This is a genomic window from Aliterella atlantica CENA595 (genome assembly GCF_000952155.1).
In the GTDB taxonomy this organism is placed as follows: domain Bacteria; phylum Cyanobacteriota; class Cyanobacteriia; order Cyanobacteriales; family Chroococcidiopsidaceae; genus Aliterella; species Aliterella atlantica.
The window spans coordinates 37878-55780 of record NZ_JYON01000004.1 but is presented as its reverse complement, the minus strand read 5'-3'; the positions used below and the strand labels follow the sequence as shown (position 1 = coordinate 55780).

The 17903-nt window shown below is 43.5% G+C and carries 19 protein-coding genes; 14 read left to right on the top strand and 5 right to left on the bottom strand.

The window, feature by feature from the left end:
- Nucleotides 1–20: 20 nt before the first annotated feature.
- Both UH38_RS05515 and UH38_RS05510 read right to left on the bottom strand, forming a co-directional pair.
- Nucleotides 21–983: a sugar-binding transcriptional regulator gene (locus tag UH38_RS05515; RefSeq protein WP_045053642.1), complete on the bottom strand. Its 963-nt coding sequence runs from the start codon at nt 981–983 to the stop codon at nt 21–23.
- Between the two features lie 176 nt (nt 984–1159).
- Nucleotides 1160–1960 (bottom strand): SDR family NAD(P)-dependent oxidoreductase, encoded by an 801-nt coding sequence (locus UH38_RS05510; protein WP_045053641.1) that lies wholly within the window; start codon nt 1958–1960, stop codon nt 1160–1162.
- 166 nt (nt 1961–2126) lie between these two features.
- Here UH38_RS05510 and UH38_RS05505 point away from each other — a divergent pair, with 166 nt between their 5' ends.
- The 7 genes from UH38_RS05505 (at nt 2127) to UH38_RS05475 (ending at nt 8499) form a co-directional block, all read left to right on the top strand.
- The gene (locus tag UH38_RS05505) at nt 2127–3473 is read left to right on the top strand and encodes an ABC transporter substrate-binding protein (RefSeq protein WP_045053640.1); all 1347 of its coding nucleotides are present in this window, start codon (nt 2127–2129) and stop codon (nt 3471–3473) included.
- A 7-nt stretch (nt 3474–3480) separates the two neighbouring features.
- Entirely contained in the window at nt 3481–4401 is a 921-nt protein-coding gene (locus UH38_RS05500) for a carbohydrate ABC transporter permease (protein ID WP_045053639.1), read from the top strand.
- Nucleotides 4402–4403: 2 nt separating this feature from the next.
- Nucleotides 4404–5225, top strand: coding sequence for a carbohydrate ABC transporter permease (locus UH38_RS05495; RefSeq protein WP_045053638.1), 822 nt, complete (start codon nt 4404–4406; stop codon nt 5223–5225).
- Between the two features lie 76 nt (nt 5226–5301).
- On the top strand, nt 5302–6447 hold the full coding sequence (locus UH38_RS05490; RefSeq protein ID WP_045053637.1) for an ABC transporter ATP-binding protein: 1146 nt from the start codon (nt 5302–5304) through the stop codon (nt 6445–6447).
- Entirely contained in the window at nt 6413–7900 is a 1488-nt protein-coding gene (locus tag UH38_RS05485) for a mannitol dehydrogenase family protein (protein WP_045053636.1), read from the top strand. Before UH38_RS05490 ends, UH38_RS05485 begins: the two co-directional genes overlap by 35 nt.
- A 97-nt stretch (nt 7901–7997) precedes the next feature.
- Nucleotides 7998–8276, top strand: coding sequence for a BrnT family toxin (locus tag UH38_RS05480; RefSeq protein ID WP_045053635.1), 279 nt, complete (start codon nt 7998–8000; stop codon nt 8274–8276).
- On the top strand, nt 8257–8499 hold the full coding sequence (locus UH38_RS05475; protein WP_045053634.1) for a hypothetical protein: 243 nt from the start codon (nt 8257–8259) through the stop codon (nt 8497–8499). Before UH38_RS05480 ends, UH38_RS05475 begins: the two co-directional genes overlap by 20 nt.
- A gap of 128 nt (nt 8500–8627) precedes the next feature.
- Here UH38_RS05475 and UH38_RS24670 read toward each other — a convergent pair whose 3' ends face one another.
- A complete protein-coding gene (locus UH38_RS24670) occupies nt 8628–9677 on the bottom strand; it encodes an AlbA family DNA-binding domain-containing protein (RefSeq protein ID WP_052672265.1) in 1050 nt (349 codons plus the stop codon).
- A 328-nt stretch (nt 9678–10005) separates the two neighbouring features.
- Here UH38_RS24670 and UH38_RS26650 point away from each other — a divergent pair, with 328 nt between their 5' ends.
- On the top strand, nt 10006–10152 hold the full coding sequence (locus UH38_RS26650) for a hypothetical protein (protein WP_160295930.1): 147 nt from the start codon (nt 10006–10008) through the stop codon (nt 10150–10152).
- Nucleotides 10153–10246: 94 nt separating this feature from the next.
- Complete coding sequence (gene petJ / locus UH38_RS05465) at nt 10247–10588, top strand: cytochrome c6 PetJ (RefSeq protein ID WP_045053633.1); 342 nt, start codon at nt 10247–10249, stop codon at nt 10586–10588.
- Here petJ and mgtE read toward each other — a convergent pair whose 3' ends face one another.
- Nucleotides 10589–11992, bottom strand: a complete 1404-nt coding sequence (gene mgtE / locus UH38_RS05460) for a magnesium transporter (protein WP_045053632.1) — start codon at nt 11990–11992, stop codon at nt 10589–10591. It lies immediately after the preceding gene.
- A 75-nt stretch (nt 11993–12067) separates the two neighbouring features.
- Nucleotides 12068–12466, bottom strand: coding sequence for a fluoride efflux transporter CrcB (gene crcB / locus UH38_RS05455; RefSeq protein ID WP_045053631.1), 399 nt, complete (start codon nt 12464–12466; stop codon nt 12068–12070).
- Nucleotides 12467–12723: 257 nt separating this feature from the next.
- On the opposite strand from crcB, the gene UH38_RS05450 reads away from it, so the two are divergent.
- The 5 genes from UH38_RS05450 to UH38_RS05430 all read left to right on the top strand — a co-directional run bounded on the left by UH38_RS05450 (nt 12724) and on the right by UH38_RS05430 (nt 17825).
- On the top strand, nt 12724–13605 hold the full coding sequence (locus UH38_RS05450; RefSeq protein ID WP_045053630.1) for a zinc metalloprotease HtpX: 882 nt from the start codon (nt 12724–12726) through the stop codon (nt 13603–13605).
- A gap of 35 nt (nt 13606–13640) precedes the next feature.
- Nucleotides 13641–14057: a hypothetical protein gene (locus UH38_RS05445; protein ID WP_045053629.1), complete on the top strand. Its 417-nt coding sequence runs from the start codon at nt 13641–13643 to the stop codon at nt 14055–14057.
- Between the two features lie 237 nt (nt 14058–14294).
- Nucleotides 14295–16082, top strand: a complete 1788-nt coding sequence (gene aspS / locus UH38_RS05440) for an aspartate--tRNA ligase (RefSeq protein ID WP_045053628.1) — start codon at nt 14295–14297, stop codon at nt 16080–16082.
- Nucleotides 16083–16238: 156 nt separating this feature from the next.
- Nucleotides 16239–17393 (top strand): AI-2E family transporter, encoded by a 1155-nt coding sequence (locus UH38_RS05435; protein ID WP_045053627.1) that lies wholly within the window; start codon nt 16239–16241, stop codon nt 17391–17393.
- A 9-nt stretch (nt 17394–17402) separates the two neighbouring features.
- Nucleotides 17403–17825, top strand: a complete 423-nt coding sequence (locus UH38_RS05430; protein WP_045053626.1) for a DoxX family protein — start codon at nt 17403–17405, stop codon at nt 17823–17825.
- Nucleotides 17826–17903: the final 78 nt, after the last annotated feature.

Below are 17903 nucleotides of genomic sequence, written 5' to 3'. Positions count from 1 at the left end.
GCCGCTGCTAATTTTAGAGACTAAATTTTAGCAAGAATCGCTTGGGCAGCAGCTTCATCAACGATTAATCCTGCAATAAGCTTGCCACGTAGAGCCGCTAAAATTGCTTCTGCCTTTTTCTCACCACCTGCTACACCGATAATTAGCCTCTGTGCGGGTTGTTCGAGCGGTACGCTGGCGACGCGGCTATTAGTTCCCTGTTGTAGCAGAACTCCTTGGCGATCATATGCCCAGCCTGCAATTTCCCCCACAGCCCCTAGCTCTACTAATTGCGATACTTCTTCGTCATTAATGAAGCCATTTTCATGTAATGGGGCATTCCAAGCAATATGACTAATGCCCACAAAAGTTACTTTCGCTTGCTCGGCAAGGGTTTTGACAACGATAAACGATCGCTGTGTTTGCAATAGTTCTCTTTCTTCAACGCTAGTTGCTACTACTGGAGTTGGTACTGGATATGCCTGCGAACCAACGCGATCGCTCAAATGCATCACGACTTCATGACGACCTGCCCGCCCGCAGTGAGACATATTACCAATAATAGAAACAATTTTGTGTTGCGGTTGCTCCATTGATGGAATCTGCTCTATCATCGAGCGCAATGTCCGCCCCGAAGAAAACGCTAATATACTAGGTGTTTTGGTGGCAAGATACGTTTCTAAGTAGCTCGCAGCACAAACGGCAATTCCATTAAATGTATCGCCACTTCCTGCGTCATTTGGCACGACCTCGCACAGAGATAAACCAAATTTATCGCGTAATCCCTCAGCCAAAGCAATGCATTCACTTAAGGGATGATCGAGACGAAATTTAATTAGCTTTTCACTGACTGCTAAAGCAATCAATCTTTGCGCTGCTTGCCTAGACACGTTAAGCTTTGCTGCAATTGCTTCTTGAGTATTTCCGGCTATGTAGTAGAGCCAAGCAGCATGAGCCGCTAAATCTAATTTGCGATCGCGTCGCTCTGCACCAGGTTCTTGCATTATCTCAATTTGAAGAGGTATATATCTGCCCAAAGGAAGATGATAATGTTGAGCATACGCCCAAAGCTATAGTTTCTGCCCATCTTTTGTAATTAATTAAAGTATAACTGTTTACTTCAAATTAGACGGGCAACAAGTAGATTATCAATTATCTACCTTGCCCCCTTGTCCCCAATCTACTGTCCGCCAGTAATCTCCAAATTAAACCCAGTAATGTAGCTTGCTTCATCACTCATGAGAAACGCTACACCGTTAGCAACTTCCTCCAAACTCCCTAAGCGACGCATTGGTACTGAATCGATCATTTGCTGCTCGACTTGCTTAGGATTGCTACTAAAATACTGCGATCCTACTGCTGCTTGTAATTCTGTCTGCCTAGTCCACATCATTCCAGGACCGATGAGTGCGGGAGATATCGCGTTTACTCGAATGCCATAGGGCGCAAGGTCTTTTGCTGCTGTTTGAGTCATGCCAATGACGGCAAACTTGGAAGCTGCGTAGGCAAGCATATTTGGCGGACCTACTACTCCTGCATAACTTGCTGTATTGGCGATCGCTCCTCCAGATTCGCGCATATGTTGTGCGGCAGCTTTAAGGACGTGGAAAACGCCCGCTACGTTGATATCAAGCACTTTTTGAAAGTCATCTTCTGGATACTCGTCAGTTGTAGTAAATAAACCTTGATAGCCTGCGTTGTTAAAGACGTAATCAATTCGCCCAAACTGTTCTATAGCACTAGCAAAAGCTTTATTAACATCATCAGAACTTGTAACATCGCAGCTAAAAGTAGCAACTGAAACTTTGTACTGTGCTAGTTCTTGCGCCACGTCTGCCATTTTAGCGGCATTTAAATCTAACAAAACAATGTTTGCGCGATCGCTAGCAAAACGATGAGCAGTTGCTCTGCCAATATCTCCTGCTCCACCTGTAATCAAAATAGTTTTGCCTTCAAAGCTGTAGCTTGCTTTTGCGCTCATTGCTTTCACCTCATGTTGAAGAATTATTGCAAATACTCATCGACTTCTCATTTTTGCCTTGAAGCTGAGTACGATCTCTATTATTGAGCTTTTGCCCAATTCTGGAGCATAAAATCAATTTCATTTATTTGTTTTTTAATTTTTTTAACATCAAAGGAGTTATGCGGTGCGTATTCTCCGCTTTGCGAAGGTTTTAGTTGCCTTCCTGGCTGGGTTGATGCTGGTGCAACTGCTGCACGCTTGTGCGCCAACATCTGCTACAGAAAAAACTAGACTGACGATCGCCACTGTCAACAATGGCGACATGGTTGTAATGCAGGATCTTTCGCGCCAGTTCGAGCAAGAAAACCCCAACATTGAACTTAGATGGGTTGTGCTAGAAGAAAACGTGCTGCGCCAACGCACGACTACAGATGTCGCTAGCCAAGGCGGTCAATTTGATGTTTTAACAATTGGTTCCTATGAAACACCGATTTGGGCGAGACGAGATTGGTTAGTGCCGCTCGATAACTTACCCGCCAGCTATGACGTAGGCGATTTGCTAAAACCAATCAGAGAAGGACTTTCTAATGATGGCAAGCTTTATGCACTGCCATTTTATGGAGAAAGTTCAATGCTGTATTACCGCAAAGATTTGTTTGCTAAAGCAGGAATCAGCGTCCCCGAACAGCCGACTTATCCTCAAATCCGAGAATGGGCAAGCAAAGTTCACGATCCGAGAAATGGTGTATATGGCGTTTGTCTGCGCGGAAAACCTGGCTGGGGCGAAAACATGGGCTTTATCTCTACGCTAGTCAACACCTCCGGCGGACGCTGGTTTGACATGGACTGGCAACCCCAAATAGATACGCCCCCCTGGAAAGAGGCGATAGGATTCTATGTCGATCTGCTGCAAAAGTACGGTCCACCAGGAGCTAGTTCCAATGGATTTAATGAGAATCTGGCGTTATTCTCAACAGGAAAATGCGGTATGTGGGTAGATGCAACCGTTGCCGCAGGTCTATTGTCCAATCCGAAAGAATCTCAAGTTGCTGACAAACTTGGCTTTGCCAGAGCGCCAATTGAAGAATATGCTAATGGTTCAAACTGGCTGTGGGCTTGGGCGCTAGCAATTCCCAAAACATCAAAATCACCCGCTGAGGCGCAAAAGTTTATTGCTTGGGCAACATCTAAGCAATACATTCAACTGGTTGCTGACAAAAATGGTTGGGTTGCTGTACCACCAGGTACGAGAACTTCTACCTATAACAATCCCAACTATCAAAAAGCTGCCCCGTTTGCTCAAATTGTGTTGAATTCGATTCAATCTGCTGATATTACCAATCCCTCAAAGGAGCCAACACCTTATAAAGGCGTTCAATATGTCGATATTCCAGAATTTCAGGCAATTGGTACGCAAGTTGGGCAAACCATCGCCGCTGCATTGACTAATAGCACAACAGTAGATCGGGCGTTGCAGCAGGCGCAGCAATCAACCGAACGCTTTATGAAACATACGGGTTATATCAAGTGAGTTTTTCATGTCTTCTTCATTAGCTGTAAAACCCCGCCAAACAACGCCACCACCCGCCCAAAGAACTAAAAAGCAGGGAACTACTTTACCTCTGGTTGCACCTGCTGTTATTGTCCTGCTGTTATGGATGATCGTACCTCTGGCAATGACCTTATGGTTTTCTTTTCAGCGGTACAACTTACTAAATCCAGATGCACGCAGCTTTATTGGGATTGAAAATTTTACCTTCATTCTCAGCGATCCTGCTTTATGGACATCAATCGGCATCACCTTGATTTTAGTTGCTGCTGTACTAGCAATTACGATCGCTCTAGGTACGTTACTTGCTGTATTGTTTGACCAAGACTTTTACGGGCGGGGAATTGCGCGGGTGCTGGCAATTTCGCCATTCTTTGTGATGCCTACAGTCAGCGCCCTAATTTGGAAAAATATGCTGATGCATCCCGCTAACGGGCTATTTGCCCAAATCACGCGGGGTTTGGGATTAGGAGCAATCGATTGGTTTGCAGATTTTCCCTTATTGGCAATTATCATCATTGTTTCCTGGGAATGGCTGCCTTTTGCCCTATTAATTTTGCTGACTGCGATCCAATCATTAGACCGCGATCAGCTAGAAGCAGCGAGGATGGATGGCGCAAATGGAATTGCTTTGTTTCGTTTTGTCGTGCTGCCGCATTTAAGTCGCGCTATTGCCGTAGTTGCAGCGATTGAAACTATTTTCTTTTTGACTATCTTCGCAGAAATTTTCGTGACTACAGGTGGCGGACCTGGACTTGCAACTACTAACCTGGCTTATTACATTTTCCTCAAAGCTTTGCTGGAATTTGATGTCGGCGGTGCTTCAGCAGGTGGTTTGATTGCCGTCGTTCTTGCCAACATCGTCGCGATCTTTGTCATGCGTAGCGTTGCTCGTAATTTGGATACTTAACTATGGCACAAAACACTTCTTCTCGCTGGTTGCTGACATTACTTGGTTGGCTGGTGGCGCTGATTTTATTTTTTCCGATTCTTTGGATGTTTATCACCAGTTTTAAGACGGAAGTGGCGGCGGTTGCAACTCCACCTCAATTGTTTTTCCAACCAACATTGGAAAACTATGCTGCCATTCAATCACGAGCGGATTATCTCAGTTATGCCTTTAACAGTGTAGTAGTTTCGGTTGGTTCAACTATCTTAGCGCTGCTATTTGCTGTACCTGCTGCTTATGCGATGTCGTTCTTTCCGACTAAGCGGACTAAGGGAACTTTGATTTGGATGCTGTCTACCAAAATGCTCCCACCTGTGGGCGTACTCGTTCCTATTTACATTCTCTGTCGCGATTGGAGATTGTTAGATACCCGCATCGGCTTGATTATCATTTATACCTTGGTGAATTTGCCGATTGTGGTCTGGATGATTTATAGCTTTTTTAAAGACGTTCCCAAAGATATTCTCGAAGCCGATCGCATGGATGGAGCAAATACGCGTCAAGAACTATTGCACGTCTTGCTACCACTAGCTTTACCGGGAATTGCTTCTACTGCATTGCTATCAATTATTTTGTCGTGGAACGAAGCGTTTTGGAGCTTGAACTTGACAACGGCTGATGCAGCCCCACTTACAGCGTTTATTGCCTCATTTTCTAGCCCGCAGGGATTATTTTGGGCAAAACTTTCTGCCGCATCTACTTTAGCGATCGCGCCTATCTTAATTTTTGGCTGGCTCAGTCAACGGCAATTGGTACGGGGGTTGACTTTTGGGGCGGTGAAGTAGGGACAAGGGGGACTACAGGGGGATCTGTTTTATTTACGACGCACTACTTTTTTACTAATTACCAATTACTAAGATTATGTCAACAGTCACTTTAAGAAACATCCATAAAAGTTATGCCGATACCGAGATAATTAAAGGCATCGATCTTGATATTGGCGATCGCGAATTTGTTGTGTTTGTAGGTCCTTCTGGTTGTGGTAAATCAACTTTACTACGAGCGATCGCAGGATTAGAGGACATCACCTCTGGCGATTTGCTAATAGATGGCGTGAAAGTTAATGATGTACCGCCAGATAAACGCGGCTTAGCAATGGTATTTCAAACATACGCCTTGTATCCGCACATGACGGTAGCCGAGAATATGGCGTTTAGCCTGCGTCTGGCGGGAGTTCCCAAAGCCCAGCGTTACGAACGAGCGCGTGAGGTTGCCCGTATTTTGCAACTAGAACCATTGTTAAATCGCAAACCAAAGGAGCTTTCTGGCGGACAACGCCAACGGGTAGCTATTGGGCGAGCTTTGGTACGCAAACCAAAAGTGTTTTTGTTTGACGAGCCTCTGTCCAACCTGGATGCTGCTTTGCGGGTGCAGATGCGGATTGAACTTGCAAGTTTACACGATAGCTTGCAAGCCACAATGATTTATGTGACACACGATCAAGTAGAAGCAATGACGCTGGCTAATAAAATTGTCGTGTTACAAGGCGGGATTATCGAACAAGTCGGCTCGCCCCTAGAACTGTATCACCATCCTCGCAATTTATTTGTAGCTGGGTTTATTGGTTCGCCAAAGATGAATTTTCTCTCCGCTACAGTCACAGCAGTTAATGACTCTGGAACAACAGTTGCACTTCCTGGCGAAGCAAGTGTAACTGTTCCCGTACAGCCGAGATTGTCGATGGGAGATTCAGCTACGTTGGGGATTCGTCCCGAACACTTAAGAGTCGATCGCCACAACGCTACGCTTAACGGTGAAGTGCTTGTTGTAGAAAGATTGGGCGGTGAAACCTATCTATACGTCAAAGTTGCCAACGGCGAAACTTTAGTTGTGCAAACAGACGGAGATAATTCTAGTCGGTTACGCGATTTAGTTCCGCTCCAGATTGACGGCGAACTTTGCCATTTATTTAACGCTCAAGGTGAAGCTATTTCCAAAGCCCACCGTCACCACCTAACTATAGACCAATCCTATGAACAGCAATATCAGCACAGAATCGGTAATTAAGCTAAATGAAGCTTCTCTAGCTCGTTTAGGCGATCGCGTCCAAGTCTTTACTTACGATCGCCACCAGATAGTTAATGGTATTGTGCATATTGGTGTGGGAGGCTTCCATCGAGCGCATCAAGCATTGTACCTCGACAACTATTTTCAGCAAACGCCCGATTTGCAATGGGGCATTTGCGGTGTAGGATTGCTAGAATTCGATCGCCGAATGCGCGATGCTTTGCATTCTCAAGATTGTTTATATACTTTGGTAGAAAGGTCAGAAGCAGGCGATCGCGCCCGTGTGATTGGCTCAATTACACGCTATTTATTTGCACCAGATAACACTCAAGCAGTAATTGACGCAATGGCAGATCCGCGCTGTCGCATTGTCACGCTCACGATTACGGAAGCAGGTTACTACTATATTGAAGGTAGCGGCGAATTTGACGCAAATCATCCAACAATTCAACACGATTTGCAGCATCCCAACCAGCCAATCGGAGTCTACGGCTTTTTGACAGCAGCCTTGGATAAGCGTCGAGAGCAGGGTTTAGCACCGTTTACCGTACTATCGTGCGACAACTTGCAAGGCAACGGTAATATTGCAGCTAAGATGTTGACTACCTTTGCTCGGCTGCAAAATCCCGATCTGGGAAATTGGATTAGCGATCGCGTTACCTTTCCTAACTGCATGGTCGATCGCATTACTCCAGCTACTACACCAGCAGATATCAAAATGGTGGCAGAACAATTTGGCATCGACGATGCTTTTCCAGTTGTAGCCGAACCATTTTTGCAATGGGTTGTGGAAGATCGTTTCTGTGCGGGTAGACCAGAATTGGAAGCTGTAGGCGTACAGATGACTGATGATGTTCATCCTTACGAGATGATGAAAATTCGCCTGCTCAACGCCAGCCACTTGCTGATTGGCTATCTCGGTACTTTAGCTGGCTACACTTACGTGCATGAAGTAATGGCAGATGCAGCAATTAGGCAAGCTGCCCTTCGCTTGATGGCAGAAGTTACACCCACACTCCAAAGCGTACCTGGGATCGATTTAGACGATTACAAACAAACTTTAATCGAACGATTTGCCAATCCCAAAATTCAAGATCGATTACCGCGTTTATGCCTTAATAGTGCTGCTAAAATACCAAAATTCATTCTCGGTTCCCTACGTGATGCATTGCGGCAGGAAGGAGCAATTGATTATATGAGTTTAGCGATCGCTGCGTGGTTCCGTTACCTCAAAGGACAAGACGATCTCGGCAATCCCATTGAAGTTGACGATCCAATGGCAGAAATCCTCACCCAACGCGCCCGTTCTGGTGGTTCCGATCCTAGAGGATTGCTGGGCATAACTGAGATTTTTGGCAACTTACCGCAGTCATGGCGTTTTGTGGAGACAGTTAGCGATCGTTTGCGTAGCTTAGACGAGTTCGGTGCTAAAGGAACTCTAGAACGACAATAGCATTAGGGTGCGTTGCAAGGCAACGCACCTTGTTACAAGGTAGATAGCACTAGCCAAAAACTGTTCGGCATTTTGAGCGATCGCATATGATTTAGGCATGGAGTTTGAGTGGGATAGACAAAAAGCAACTACGAATTTTAAGAAGCACGGTGTTAGCTTTGAAGAAGCTAGGACTGTATTCGATAATCCTTTGGCAGTTATCTTTGATGATGAAGCTCATTCCATAGATGAGCCAAGAGAAATCATCATTGGTCACTCTCAGCAAAATCGATTATTATTAATTGCCTTTACCGAACGATCTAGTAGTATCTATATCATTAGTGCCCGTTTAGCTACTGGCAAGGAGCGTGAGGATTATGAGCAAAACGCCCTCTGACAAAACACAGAATCCTGAAGACGAGCTTCTAGGTGAATATCGCTTTGATTACAAGCAGGCGAAACCCAATCGATTTGCTGTTCGCAGTGAGACACAAAAGTTAACAGTTGTAGTTTTGGATGAGGATGTGGCTAAGGTTTTTACAACGCCTGAATCGGTTAACAAAGTGCTAAGAGCATTGATTGAATCAATGCCACACTCAGTAAGTGGCGAGACAGCCTAACATAGCGCCGCAAAGGGCGGGACAGAGGCATTGACAGTATTACAAACTTCATCTGCAAAAATGAAGTCAAGAAACAAATAAAAGCAGTAGGGTGCGTTGTTCGCAACGCACCCTACCAACTATCCGCTCTAAGTTACAATCTTGCGCCAAACAATTGGGTAGTATTTCCCAGTGTACGTTGTGAAGTCAAAAGAGAAAGTATGTTGCTCAGAATTTCTCTGGCAAATTCCCATAATTTTTTGCTCTGAGCCTTTAGGCATGGCTTTTAACTTGACAATTTCACTACAAAAAGGACATCTGCCATAAGTTTCTGTTAAGAATATTTCTCCATTGCTATTGCTCTTTAAAGATATTCCAGCTTTCAACCAAGCATCTCTCTTATTTCTGAGTGCTAGACCTGAACACAAGGAGGTAGCACTCGAAAAAGCCAATAAGAGGAAGAAGATAGAAAAGTAACTACTTAAAACAACAGAGGTATAAATGAAGCCGATGATACCTGGTATAAGTCCAATTCGTCCCCAATTAATTAGACTTTTTGGAGTCAAAGAGGTATAGATCGAGCCAATAATACTTGGAAAAAGTCCAATTTGTTGCCATTGAATTAGACATTGAAATAGATTTCGTAAATTAGGAGGAAGTAGTTTTAGGGGTTTTGTTTCATATTGGATTGAGGGAATAAGGTTTTCTGTTAAATTTTGCTCTACCGCAGCAGCACCCATACTTGCTATTTCATCGATTGTGGCTTCAAATTTAGATGAGCTTCCTCGCCGAACATAAACAACTTCTTTTTTCAACTCTCCATAATCTTTTTTTAAAAACAATGGACGTTTCTGAATTGGTACGGTAATAATACCAAGCTGACAACCTTCAAACGGGTACGCTCTGTATGAGAATTCTATAGGTCGTTGAGTTTTGCTATTCACAAATTGTTGAAGGTTTGCATCCTCTAAGTGCTGTTGAACGCCAACAATAAGACTCCTACTGCCTTTGACTTCTTTAACTCCAATAAGTATATGAGCATCTACTCTTCGCCAAGCGTTGGCAATAGCTAATATATCTTTTAGAAGTTCACTTTTTTGTGCCTCACTAGCTTTAACAAAGGGATATTGATCTCGCTTAAAGTCTAATGATGAGCTTTCCTCTTCATTTAATAACTGTTCTAGTAAATTATCGTTCATGATTTATCTAGGGTAAGCTACTAGGTAAGAAACTTTATGTCTAAATTTAGACTATTTAAAACCCAAATGAAGCTCATAGATTGCCCTTTAGATTTTGAGCGCCTGAAAAATCGCCGCTGGTAGTTTCCTAAATTTAGCGATCGTGCCACAGATGCTATCGGATTAGAACAAACTACCCAGCCACAAGACCTATATATAGAAAAATATATAGAAAAAGAGGACCTGGCTGATATTTGGCACGCGCTTTCTACTGATGGCGTAACGAAGATACGCGATCGCGCCATCGTTACGCCGATGGTCATGGTTCTTGGTGCAAGAAACTATAGGGATGTTGATAACAAGTTTGACTCTTGCTGAAAAATTTGCAAGCGGTATTAGGGCAAATTCTACTTTAACCCAGAAGGCTAAAGTACAGGCTGAAAGATTTGCTCATTGGAATCGCAGCTATTTAGGTAAGACAGTTAGCGATCGCTAACTTAGTTTAGTTCGGCACTAAAAACTCTAGACAAAGAAAAATAACAGGCTTGTATCCTAATAGTTATGCATTAATAATTACTTGGTCGTGGCGCATGAGAAAAGTAATATCGCTTTTACTATTAGCAAGCGTTTCGTTTTTATTTTTAGGGACAACTCCAGCCTTAGCAGGCGAACACGATCGAGGAGCAAAAATTTTTAGCGCTCATTGTGCAGCGTGTCACATAGGCGGAGGTAACATTATCCTCGCCCACAAAACTTTAAATAAACAAACACTCCAAAAGTACAGTATGGACTCGGTAGACGCGATCGCTTATCAAATAAAATACGGTAAAAAGGCAATGCCAGCATTTAAAGGCAGATTGAACGATCGCCAAATTGAAGAGGTTTCTGCCTACGTATTAGAGCAAGCTGCACGCGGCTGGCAATTGTGGTAACTACAACTGCAAAATTAGTCGCGCTAGGTTGAAGTAAATTAATACCCCTAAAACATCCACAGCAGTAGTAATAAAAGGTGCAGACATCAAAGCGGGATCTAATCGTAGCAAGCGAAACAAAAACGGCAAAGCCGAGCCAGAGACAGAAGCTAGGATGGAAATTGCCACTAGACTAACTCCTACAGCGATCGCCACAGACCAACTACCTTGCAACCAATAAGCCCAGACTGTGGCAATACTACCTAACATTGTCCCGAGCATCGCCCCAGCGATCGCTTCTCTAAAAATCACCTGAAATTCTCCCAGCGCCCGAATTTCGTCAGTATTCATTCCCCTAATAACTACCGTTGAAGACTGCGCCCCGACATTTCCCCCCGTACCAGTTAATAAGGGAATAAAAGCAGCTAAAGAGACGACTTGACGTAAAATTCCTTCTTCTGACTTAATAATTGTGCCTGTAACTGTATTCGTGAACAGCAATACTAGCAGCCAAACAACACGCTTACGCGCCACTGTGAGTAAATCTGTCTGAAAATAATTGTCGCCACCAGACTGCACGCCACCACCCAAGGCGTAAATATCTTCGGTAGTTTCTTGTTGAATAATATCGATCACATCATCTACAGTGACAATACCAACTAAACGCTGTTCCCGATCTACTACAGGTACAGCCAAAAAGTCGTAGCGTTGAATTACTCTAGCAACTTCTTCTTGGTCGGTATCTGTGTAAACAAATACCGCATCCCGCGTCATAATTTCCCCGATTGTTTGCTGAGGTTGCGCTGTTACTAGATCCCGCAGCGATAAAGTACCTGTAAGGCGACGAGCATTATCTGTAACGTATAAGTAGTAAATTGTTTCTGTGACATTAGCAAGGCGGCGAATTCGCTCTAAAGATTGAGCAATGGTAAAGCCTTCTTTGAGCGAAATTAGTTCGGGTGTCATGATTCGCCCCGCCGTACCTGCTTCGTAGCCTAATAATTGAGCAGTAGCTTGGCGCTCTGTAGGGCTAAGTTGTTCTAATAGCCGATTAATGACTTTTGCTGGTAATTCATCAAACAATCTAGCGCGATCGTCTGGTGACATTTTATCGACTATATCTAAAACTTCTTGGCGCTTAAATTCTTCAATTAGTGCTTGCTGGATACTATAATCTAAATGCTCGTAAACCTCAATTGCTTCTCCTTTGGGTAGCAAGCGAAAAGCGATCGCTTGCATTGCTTCAGGTAAACCTTCAATCGCTTCGGCGATATCTGCTGGCTGTACGGGAACTAAAATAGCTTTAGCTCCCTGCAAGTCGTTTTGTTCTAATAACGCTTGCAATTGATTTCTAACCAACTCCCGTAATTCCCGACGCGACATATCTTGGAGGGTAGTAGTTGGTAAATTGTTAGTTTCTGTCAAAGCCTACCTTCCTCAAACCAATCGCTCAATGTTGCTGTTTTTAGTCTAGGGGATTGAGGTATTTTTTAGGTGAAATTATTTGAGCAGACGAGCTAATACTACTCCTAACTGTACGCTGAAAATTCCCAGTATGGCACTACCTAGCCAGTATATTAAAGCTGGTGTAAAACGTTGGGCGTGCAGCAGAGTAATAGTATCTAATCCATAGGTAGAAAATGTGGTATAAGAGCCTAAAAACCCTGTTGCTATTAATAATTTGATTTCGGGAGTAATTGTCAATATTCTTTCTGCTGCCAAAGTAAAAAAGAATCCCATGATAAAACAGCCTGTAATATTGATTACAAAAGTGCTGTAGGGAAAGGCAACCCCGAAACGCTGTAAGAACCATAGACTGATATAGTAGCGGCTTAAAGCCCCAGCGATCGCTCCCAAACTAACAGCTAGAAGATTGCGAATTGCTGGATCGTCGTGCATCAAAGTCAAGCCTTACTATTAGTAATTAAATCGCTATAACGTAGTTTATCATTTTAGACATCTTTCTAAAGTATTAAGTTTTACTATTAATTAGATAATTTGAGAAAATGTTATTTAAAATACGAAAATTTGTAGGTAAAAATTTTTAGATGTACGTAACCGACAAATCTGATTTTAGGTCGATACAATAAAAGTACGAGTTAAGTAATGCTGCTAGTAAGAATAATTTACATTGCAAATCCAGCATTAGTAAAAATATGGGAAACCAATTAAAAACAGTTGCTCTATTAGGTTTGTTAAGCGCCTTACTAATTACGATTAGTTACTGGATAATTGGCGGTAGCACTGGGGTAATTATTGGTATTGCGATCGCTGCATTTACAAACTTGATGTCTTGGTATCAATCAGACAAAATAGCTCTAGCCGCTTACCGCGCCCAACCGATTAGCCCAAGCGATGCACCAGAATTATATGCAATGGTACAAAAATTGTGCAATAGAGCCAATCTGCCGATGCCAGCAATATTTATTGTACCTAGCCAAGCAGCTAACGCTTTCGCCACAGGGCGCGATCCCGAACACGCTGCTGTCGCTGTGACTGAAGGTATTTTAAACTTGCTACCCCAAGATGAATTAGAAGGTGTTATCGCTCACGAACTTACTCACATAGCTAATAGAGACACCCTAACTCAAGCTGTAGCGGCGACAGTTGCGGGCGCAATTTCTTTCTTAGCCCAAATGGTGAGCTATAGTTTGTGGTTTCCATCATCTAGAGATGGCGATCGCGGCGCAAATCCTTTAGGGTTATTACTAACGGTATTCCTCGCGCCTATATCTGCTACCGTAATTCAACTAGCAATTTCTAGGACAAGGGAATTTGCCGCAGATGCCGGATCTGCAAGGTTGACGGGCAATCCTCGCGCTTTATCAAGAGCGCTAGAACGCCTAGAAACCATAGGGCGGCAATTACCAATGGCAGGAAACCCAGCTTTTGAACCATTATTGATTACAAACTCGTTTTCCGGTCAATTTTTGGGTAACTTATTTTCCAGCCATCCGCCCACCGAGGCGCGTGTCGCCCAATTGTTAAAACTAGAGCAAGAAGTAATAAACCAATCTGAACTTTCATTTGGTAGATAAGTTTCCAGCACAGTTTTTCTACAGGAGCCAAAATTATGACAACTGAACCTAACGACATCCAAATTGAAATTATCCCGCAAAGCAGCGCTATCAGCCAAGAAACAAGTGCATTGGTAGAAAGGGAAATGGCAGGAGAAAGCGAAGCTGTTAAAAGCGAAACCAAAGCCTTGATCGACGCCATCAAAAAACGCGCTCAATCAGAAGCCCAATCAGCCGGAACCCTTACCCGCGAAGCTTATCTGAACGCCGTCAAACGGGCGCGGGCGACAATTGAAGAAAATAAACTAATCGAACGCGATCGCATCGAACACTCTTTTGAGATGATCCAAAGCGAAGCTGAGAAAAATTGGCATTCAGTTGTCAAAGAAGTATCAGAACTCGGCGATCGTTTAACCGAAGCAGCCAAAGCCGCCTGGGAGGTATTAACCGCACCGCGCGATCGTAATCGATAAATAAAACCGCGTGTGGTTGTCGTTTTCGTCGTTATCGTTAGGTAGAGACGTTGCAGTGCAACGTCTCTACAAATATTGCGGGTAAAACAAAAATCAAAAATATCACGGGCAAATCGCCAATCCAAACATTACAGGCGAAACCACAATTGTCTATTAATCAAAATGACCAGAGATACTAGATAATAGGAGAATTTGCTCTCATCCTAGCAGCTTATTTTCAGCACCTATAAACCTACTATGCGAACTCACTATTGCGGCGAACTCCGAACAGCACATATTGGAGAAACTGTTACCCTTTGCGCCTGGGTAGATCGTCGCCGCGATCACGGGGGCGTAATATTTTTAGACTTGCGCGATCGCTCTGGAGTAGTCCAAATCGTCAGCGATCCGCAGCGTACCCCTACATCCTACGAGCCAGCAGAAGCACTGCGTAATGAATACGTCGTCAAAATTACTGGAAGAGTCACCAAGCGCCCAGAAGAGTCCCTAAACCCGCGCTTGCCGACTGGTGAAATAGAAATTTATGCCGACAAGATCGAACAATTAAATGCCGTTCGCAAACAACTACCATTTCAAGTCGCTACAGCCGAAACCGAGCCAGTGCGGGAAGAATTGCGGCTAAAGTACCGTTATTTGGACTTAAGACGCGATCGCATGAGTCGCAATATCCAAATGCGCCATCAAGTTATCAAAGCCATTCGTCGTTACTTAGAAGACGAGCAAAATTTCATCGAAGTAGAAACGCCAATATTGACTCGTTCTACTCCTGAAGGTGCAAGAGATTATTTAGTCCCTAGTCGCGTGCATCCTGGCGAATGGTTTGCTTTGCCACAATCACCGCAGTTATTTAAGCAACTATTGATGGTATCGGGGTTAGACCGTTACTATCAAATTGCCCGCTGCTTCCGCGATGAAGACTTACGCGCCGACAGACAGCCAGAATTTACGCAGCTAGACATGGAAATGAGTTTCATGTCGCAAGCTGAAATTATCAAACTCAATGAAGATTTAGTTAGTTATATCTTCAAAACTGTTAAAGGAATAGATTTACCTCGTCCATTTCCCCAGCTTACTTATGCTGAGGCAATGGAACGATATGGTAGCGACAAACCAGATACTCGTTACGGATTAGAACTTGTAAACGTATCGGATTTATTTAAAGAATCTGGGTTTAAAGTATTTTCAGGAGCGATCGCAAGTGGTGGCATAGTCAAAGTATTGCCGATTCCAGGCGGTAACGATGCTATTTCCAACGTCCGCATTAAACCAGGCGGAGACTTATTTAAAGAAGCAAGCGAAGCAGGCGCAAGAGGTTTAGCTTACATCCGCGTGCGCGAAGATGGCGAAATCGATACTATTGGCGCAATCAAAGACAATTTAAGCGAAAGCCAAAAGCAAGAACTACTCAGCCGCACAGGTGTAAAAACAGGTGACTTACTCTTATTTGCAGCCGATAAAGCCGATATTGTTAATAAAACCTTAGATCGACTGCGGCAAGCGATCGCCAACGAGTTAAATTTAATCGACCCAGACAAGATAAACTTGCTCTGGGTGACAGATTTCCCCATGTTTGAGTGGAATGCAGGCGAAAAGCGTTTAGAAGCCTTGCACCATCCCTTTACAGCACCTCATCCCGACGATTTGCACGATCTCAAGACAGCTAGAGCGCAAGCCTACGATATTATATTTAACGGCTTTGAAATTGGTGGCGGTAGTCTGCGGATCTATCAACGAGAAATTCAAGAACAAGTATTTGCAACTATTGGTTTATCGCCAGAAGAAGCGCAAAGCAAATTCGGCTTTTTGTTAGAAGCATTTGAATACGGTACTCCTCCTCACGGCGGAATTGCTTACGGCTTAGATAGGTTAGTAATGTTATTAGCTGGGGAAGAGTCAATTCGAGATGTAATTGCTTTTCCCAAGACGCAGCAAGCTAGTTGCTTGTTAACCGAAGCGCCGTCAAAAGTAGATGACAAGCAACTAAAAGAACTGCAAGTTACTTCTACTTATAATCCTAAAGCTTGATGGAGACAAGGAGGAATTTTAGTAATTCGTAATTCGTAATTCGTAATTCGTAATTACAAGGGGACAAAAAGGACAAAGAAGAATTTTCTCCCCTCTCTCCCTTGTCCTCCCCCTCTCCCTTGTCTTCCCCCTCTCCCTTGTCCCTTTGCTTTCCCCATGACTAGATACTTCACTCCTTTGCAACAATTCCTGCTCACTTGGCTGCTAATTCTGGTGACAGGTTGGGCGACACTTAGTACCTTAAAGTATGTGGGTGAGTTGTTGAGTATTTTAATTACAGCGGCGTTGACTGCTTTTTTGCTTAATTATGCTGTAGCGATTTTTAATCGCTTTTTGCCTCGGAGTTTGGCAGCATTACTTGTCTACTTACTTGCAGGTGTAGGAGTTGTTGTAATTGCTTTAACTGTAGTACCGCCTGTGTTTAATCAAGGGCGACAATTTGCGAGCAATTTACCAGCGCTTCTAGAAGGGGGACAACAACAGCTTACTGAGTTTCAGCAATGGAGTGTAGAAAGGAACTTACCTTTTGATGTGCGAATTTTGGCTTCGCAGTTGTTGGCGCGGGTGCAAACTCAAGCAGAAGCGATCGCTGGTACTGGTTTAGGCTTAGTCTTAGGTACTGTTAACTGGTTTTTGGACTTAATTTTGATCGTTGTGATCTCGTTTTATATGCTGCTTGACGGCGAAAGGCTGTGGTTGACATTAACGAGTGTGTTTTCTCCTAATATCCGCAATGACTTAACTGAAGCGCTGCGCCGCAACTTACAAAGGTTCGTTTCTGGGCAGTTGTTGTTAGGCTTATTTATGGCAACTACTCTGACGCTGGCTTTTTGGCTGATGAAAGTGCCATTTTTCCTACTATTTGCGGTTGTAATTGGCGTACTAGAAATAGTCCCTTTTATTGGTGCAACTTTAGGGATTGCGATTGTAACTGTTATTGTTGCTTTTATCGATTGGTGGCTGGCTTTGCAGGTTTTGGGAGTTGCGATCGCCATTCAACAGGTAAAAGATAATGTAGTAGCGCCGAGAATTATGGGCAACTTGACAGGTTTATCGCCTGTAATTATCTTTGTTTCTCTATTATTAGGCGCACAAATCGGCGGTATATTAGGTGTAATTCTGGCAATTCCCCTTACTGGCGTAGCGAAAAGTTTGGCGGAAATTGTTGAAGATCCGCTTTTACCGCCGCAAACGGGATCTTTCTTTAATAATCCATTCGAGCGCGATAGCGATTTAGCAGCACTTCCAGAAAGCGTTAGCGGTGATGGGCGCTCTTGTTCTGATAAATCGCAGCTAAATTTACAAGATTAGTTATTGTCGATGAGCAAGTACAAAGAACTATTACGGGTTATTCTTGCCATATCAATTATTATTGTTGGCATTACTCACTTTTCTAGCCCCGATACCTATGTAAAAATTGTACCGCCTCAACTTCCTTACCCTTGGGAGCTTGTATATATTAGCGGTGTTTTTGAAGTATTGGGCGGAATTGGGCTATTAGTGCCTAATGTAAGTCAGTTCTCAGCTTGGGGCTTAATTGCGCTATTTATTGCTGTTTTTCCCGCCAATATCAATATGGCTGTCAATCACATCCATCTAGACAATATCCCCGATTCACCTTGGTTTCAAGTAGTAAGATTGCCATTTCAAGCTGTGCTAATTGCTTGGGCTTGGTGGTACACAAAACCTTCAGATCCGCGCCAACAAGCAGCCATAATTAATCTAGAAGAGGCAGATTTGTAGGTAGTTTTTACGATAAGTTGAGTTAAAGCGATCGCTCCAACTATCAAGTTAGGTAATAAATTGAGTTTTTACTAATAA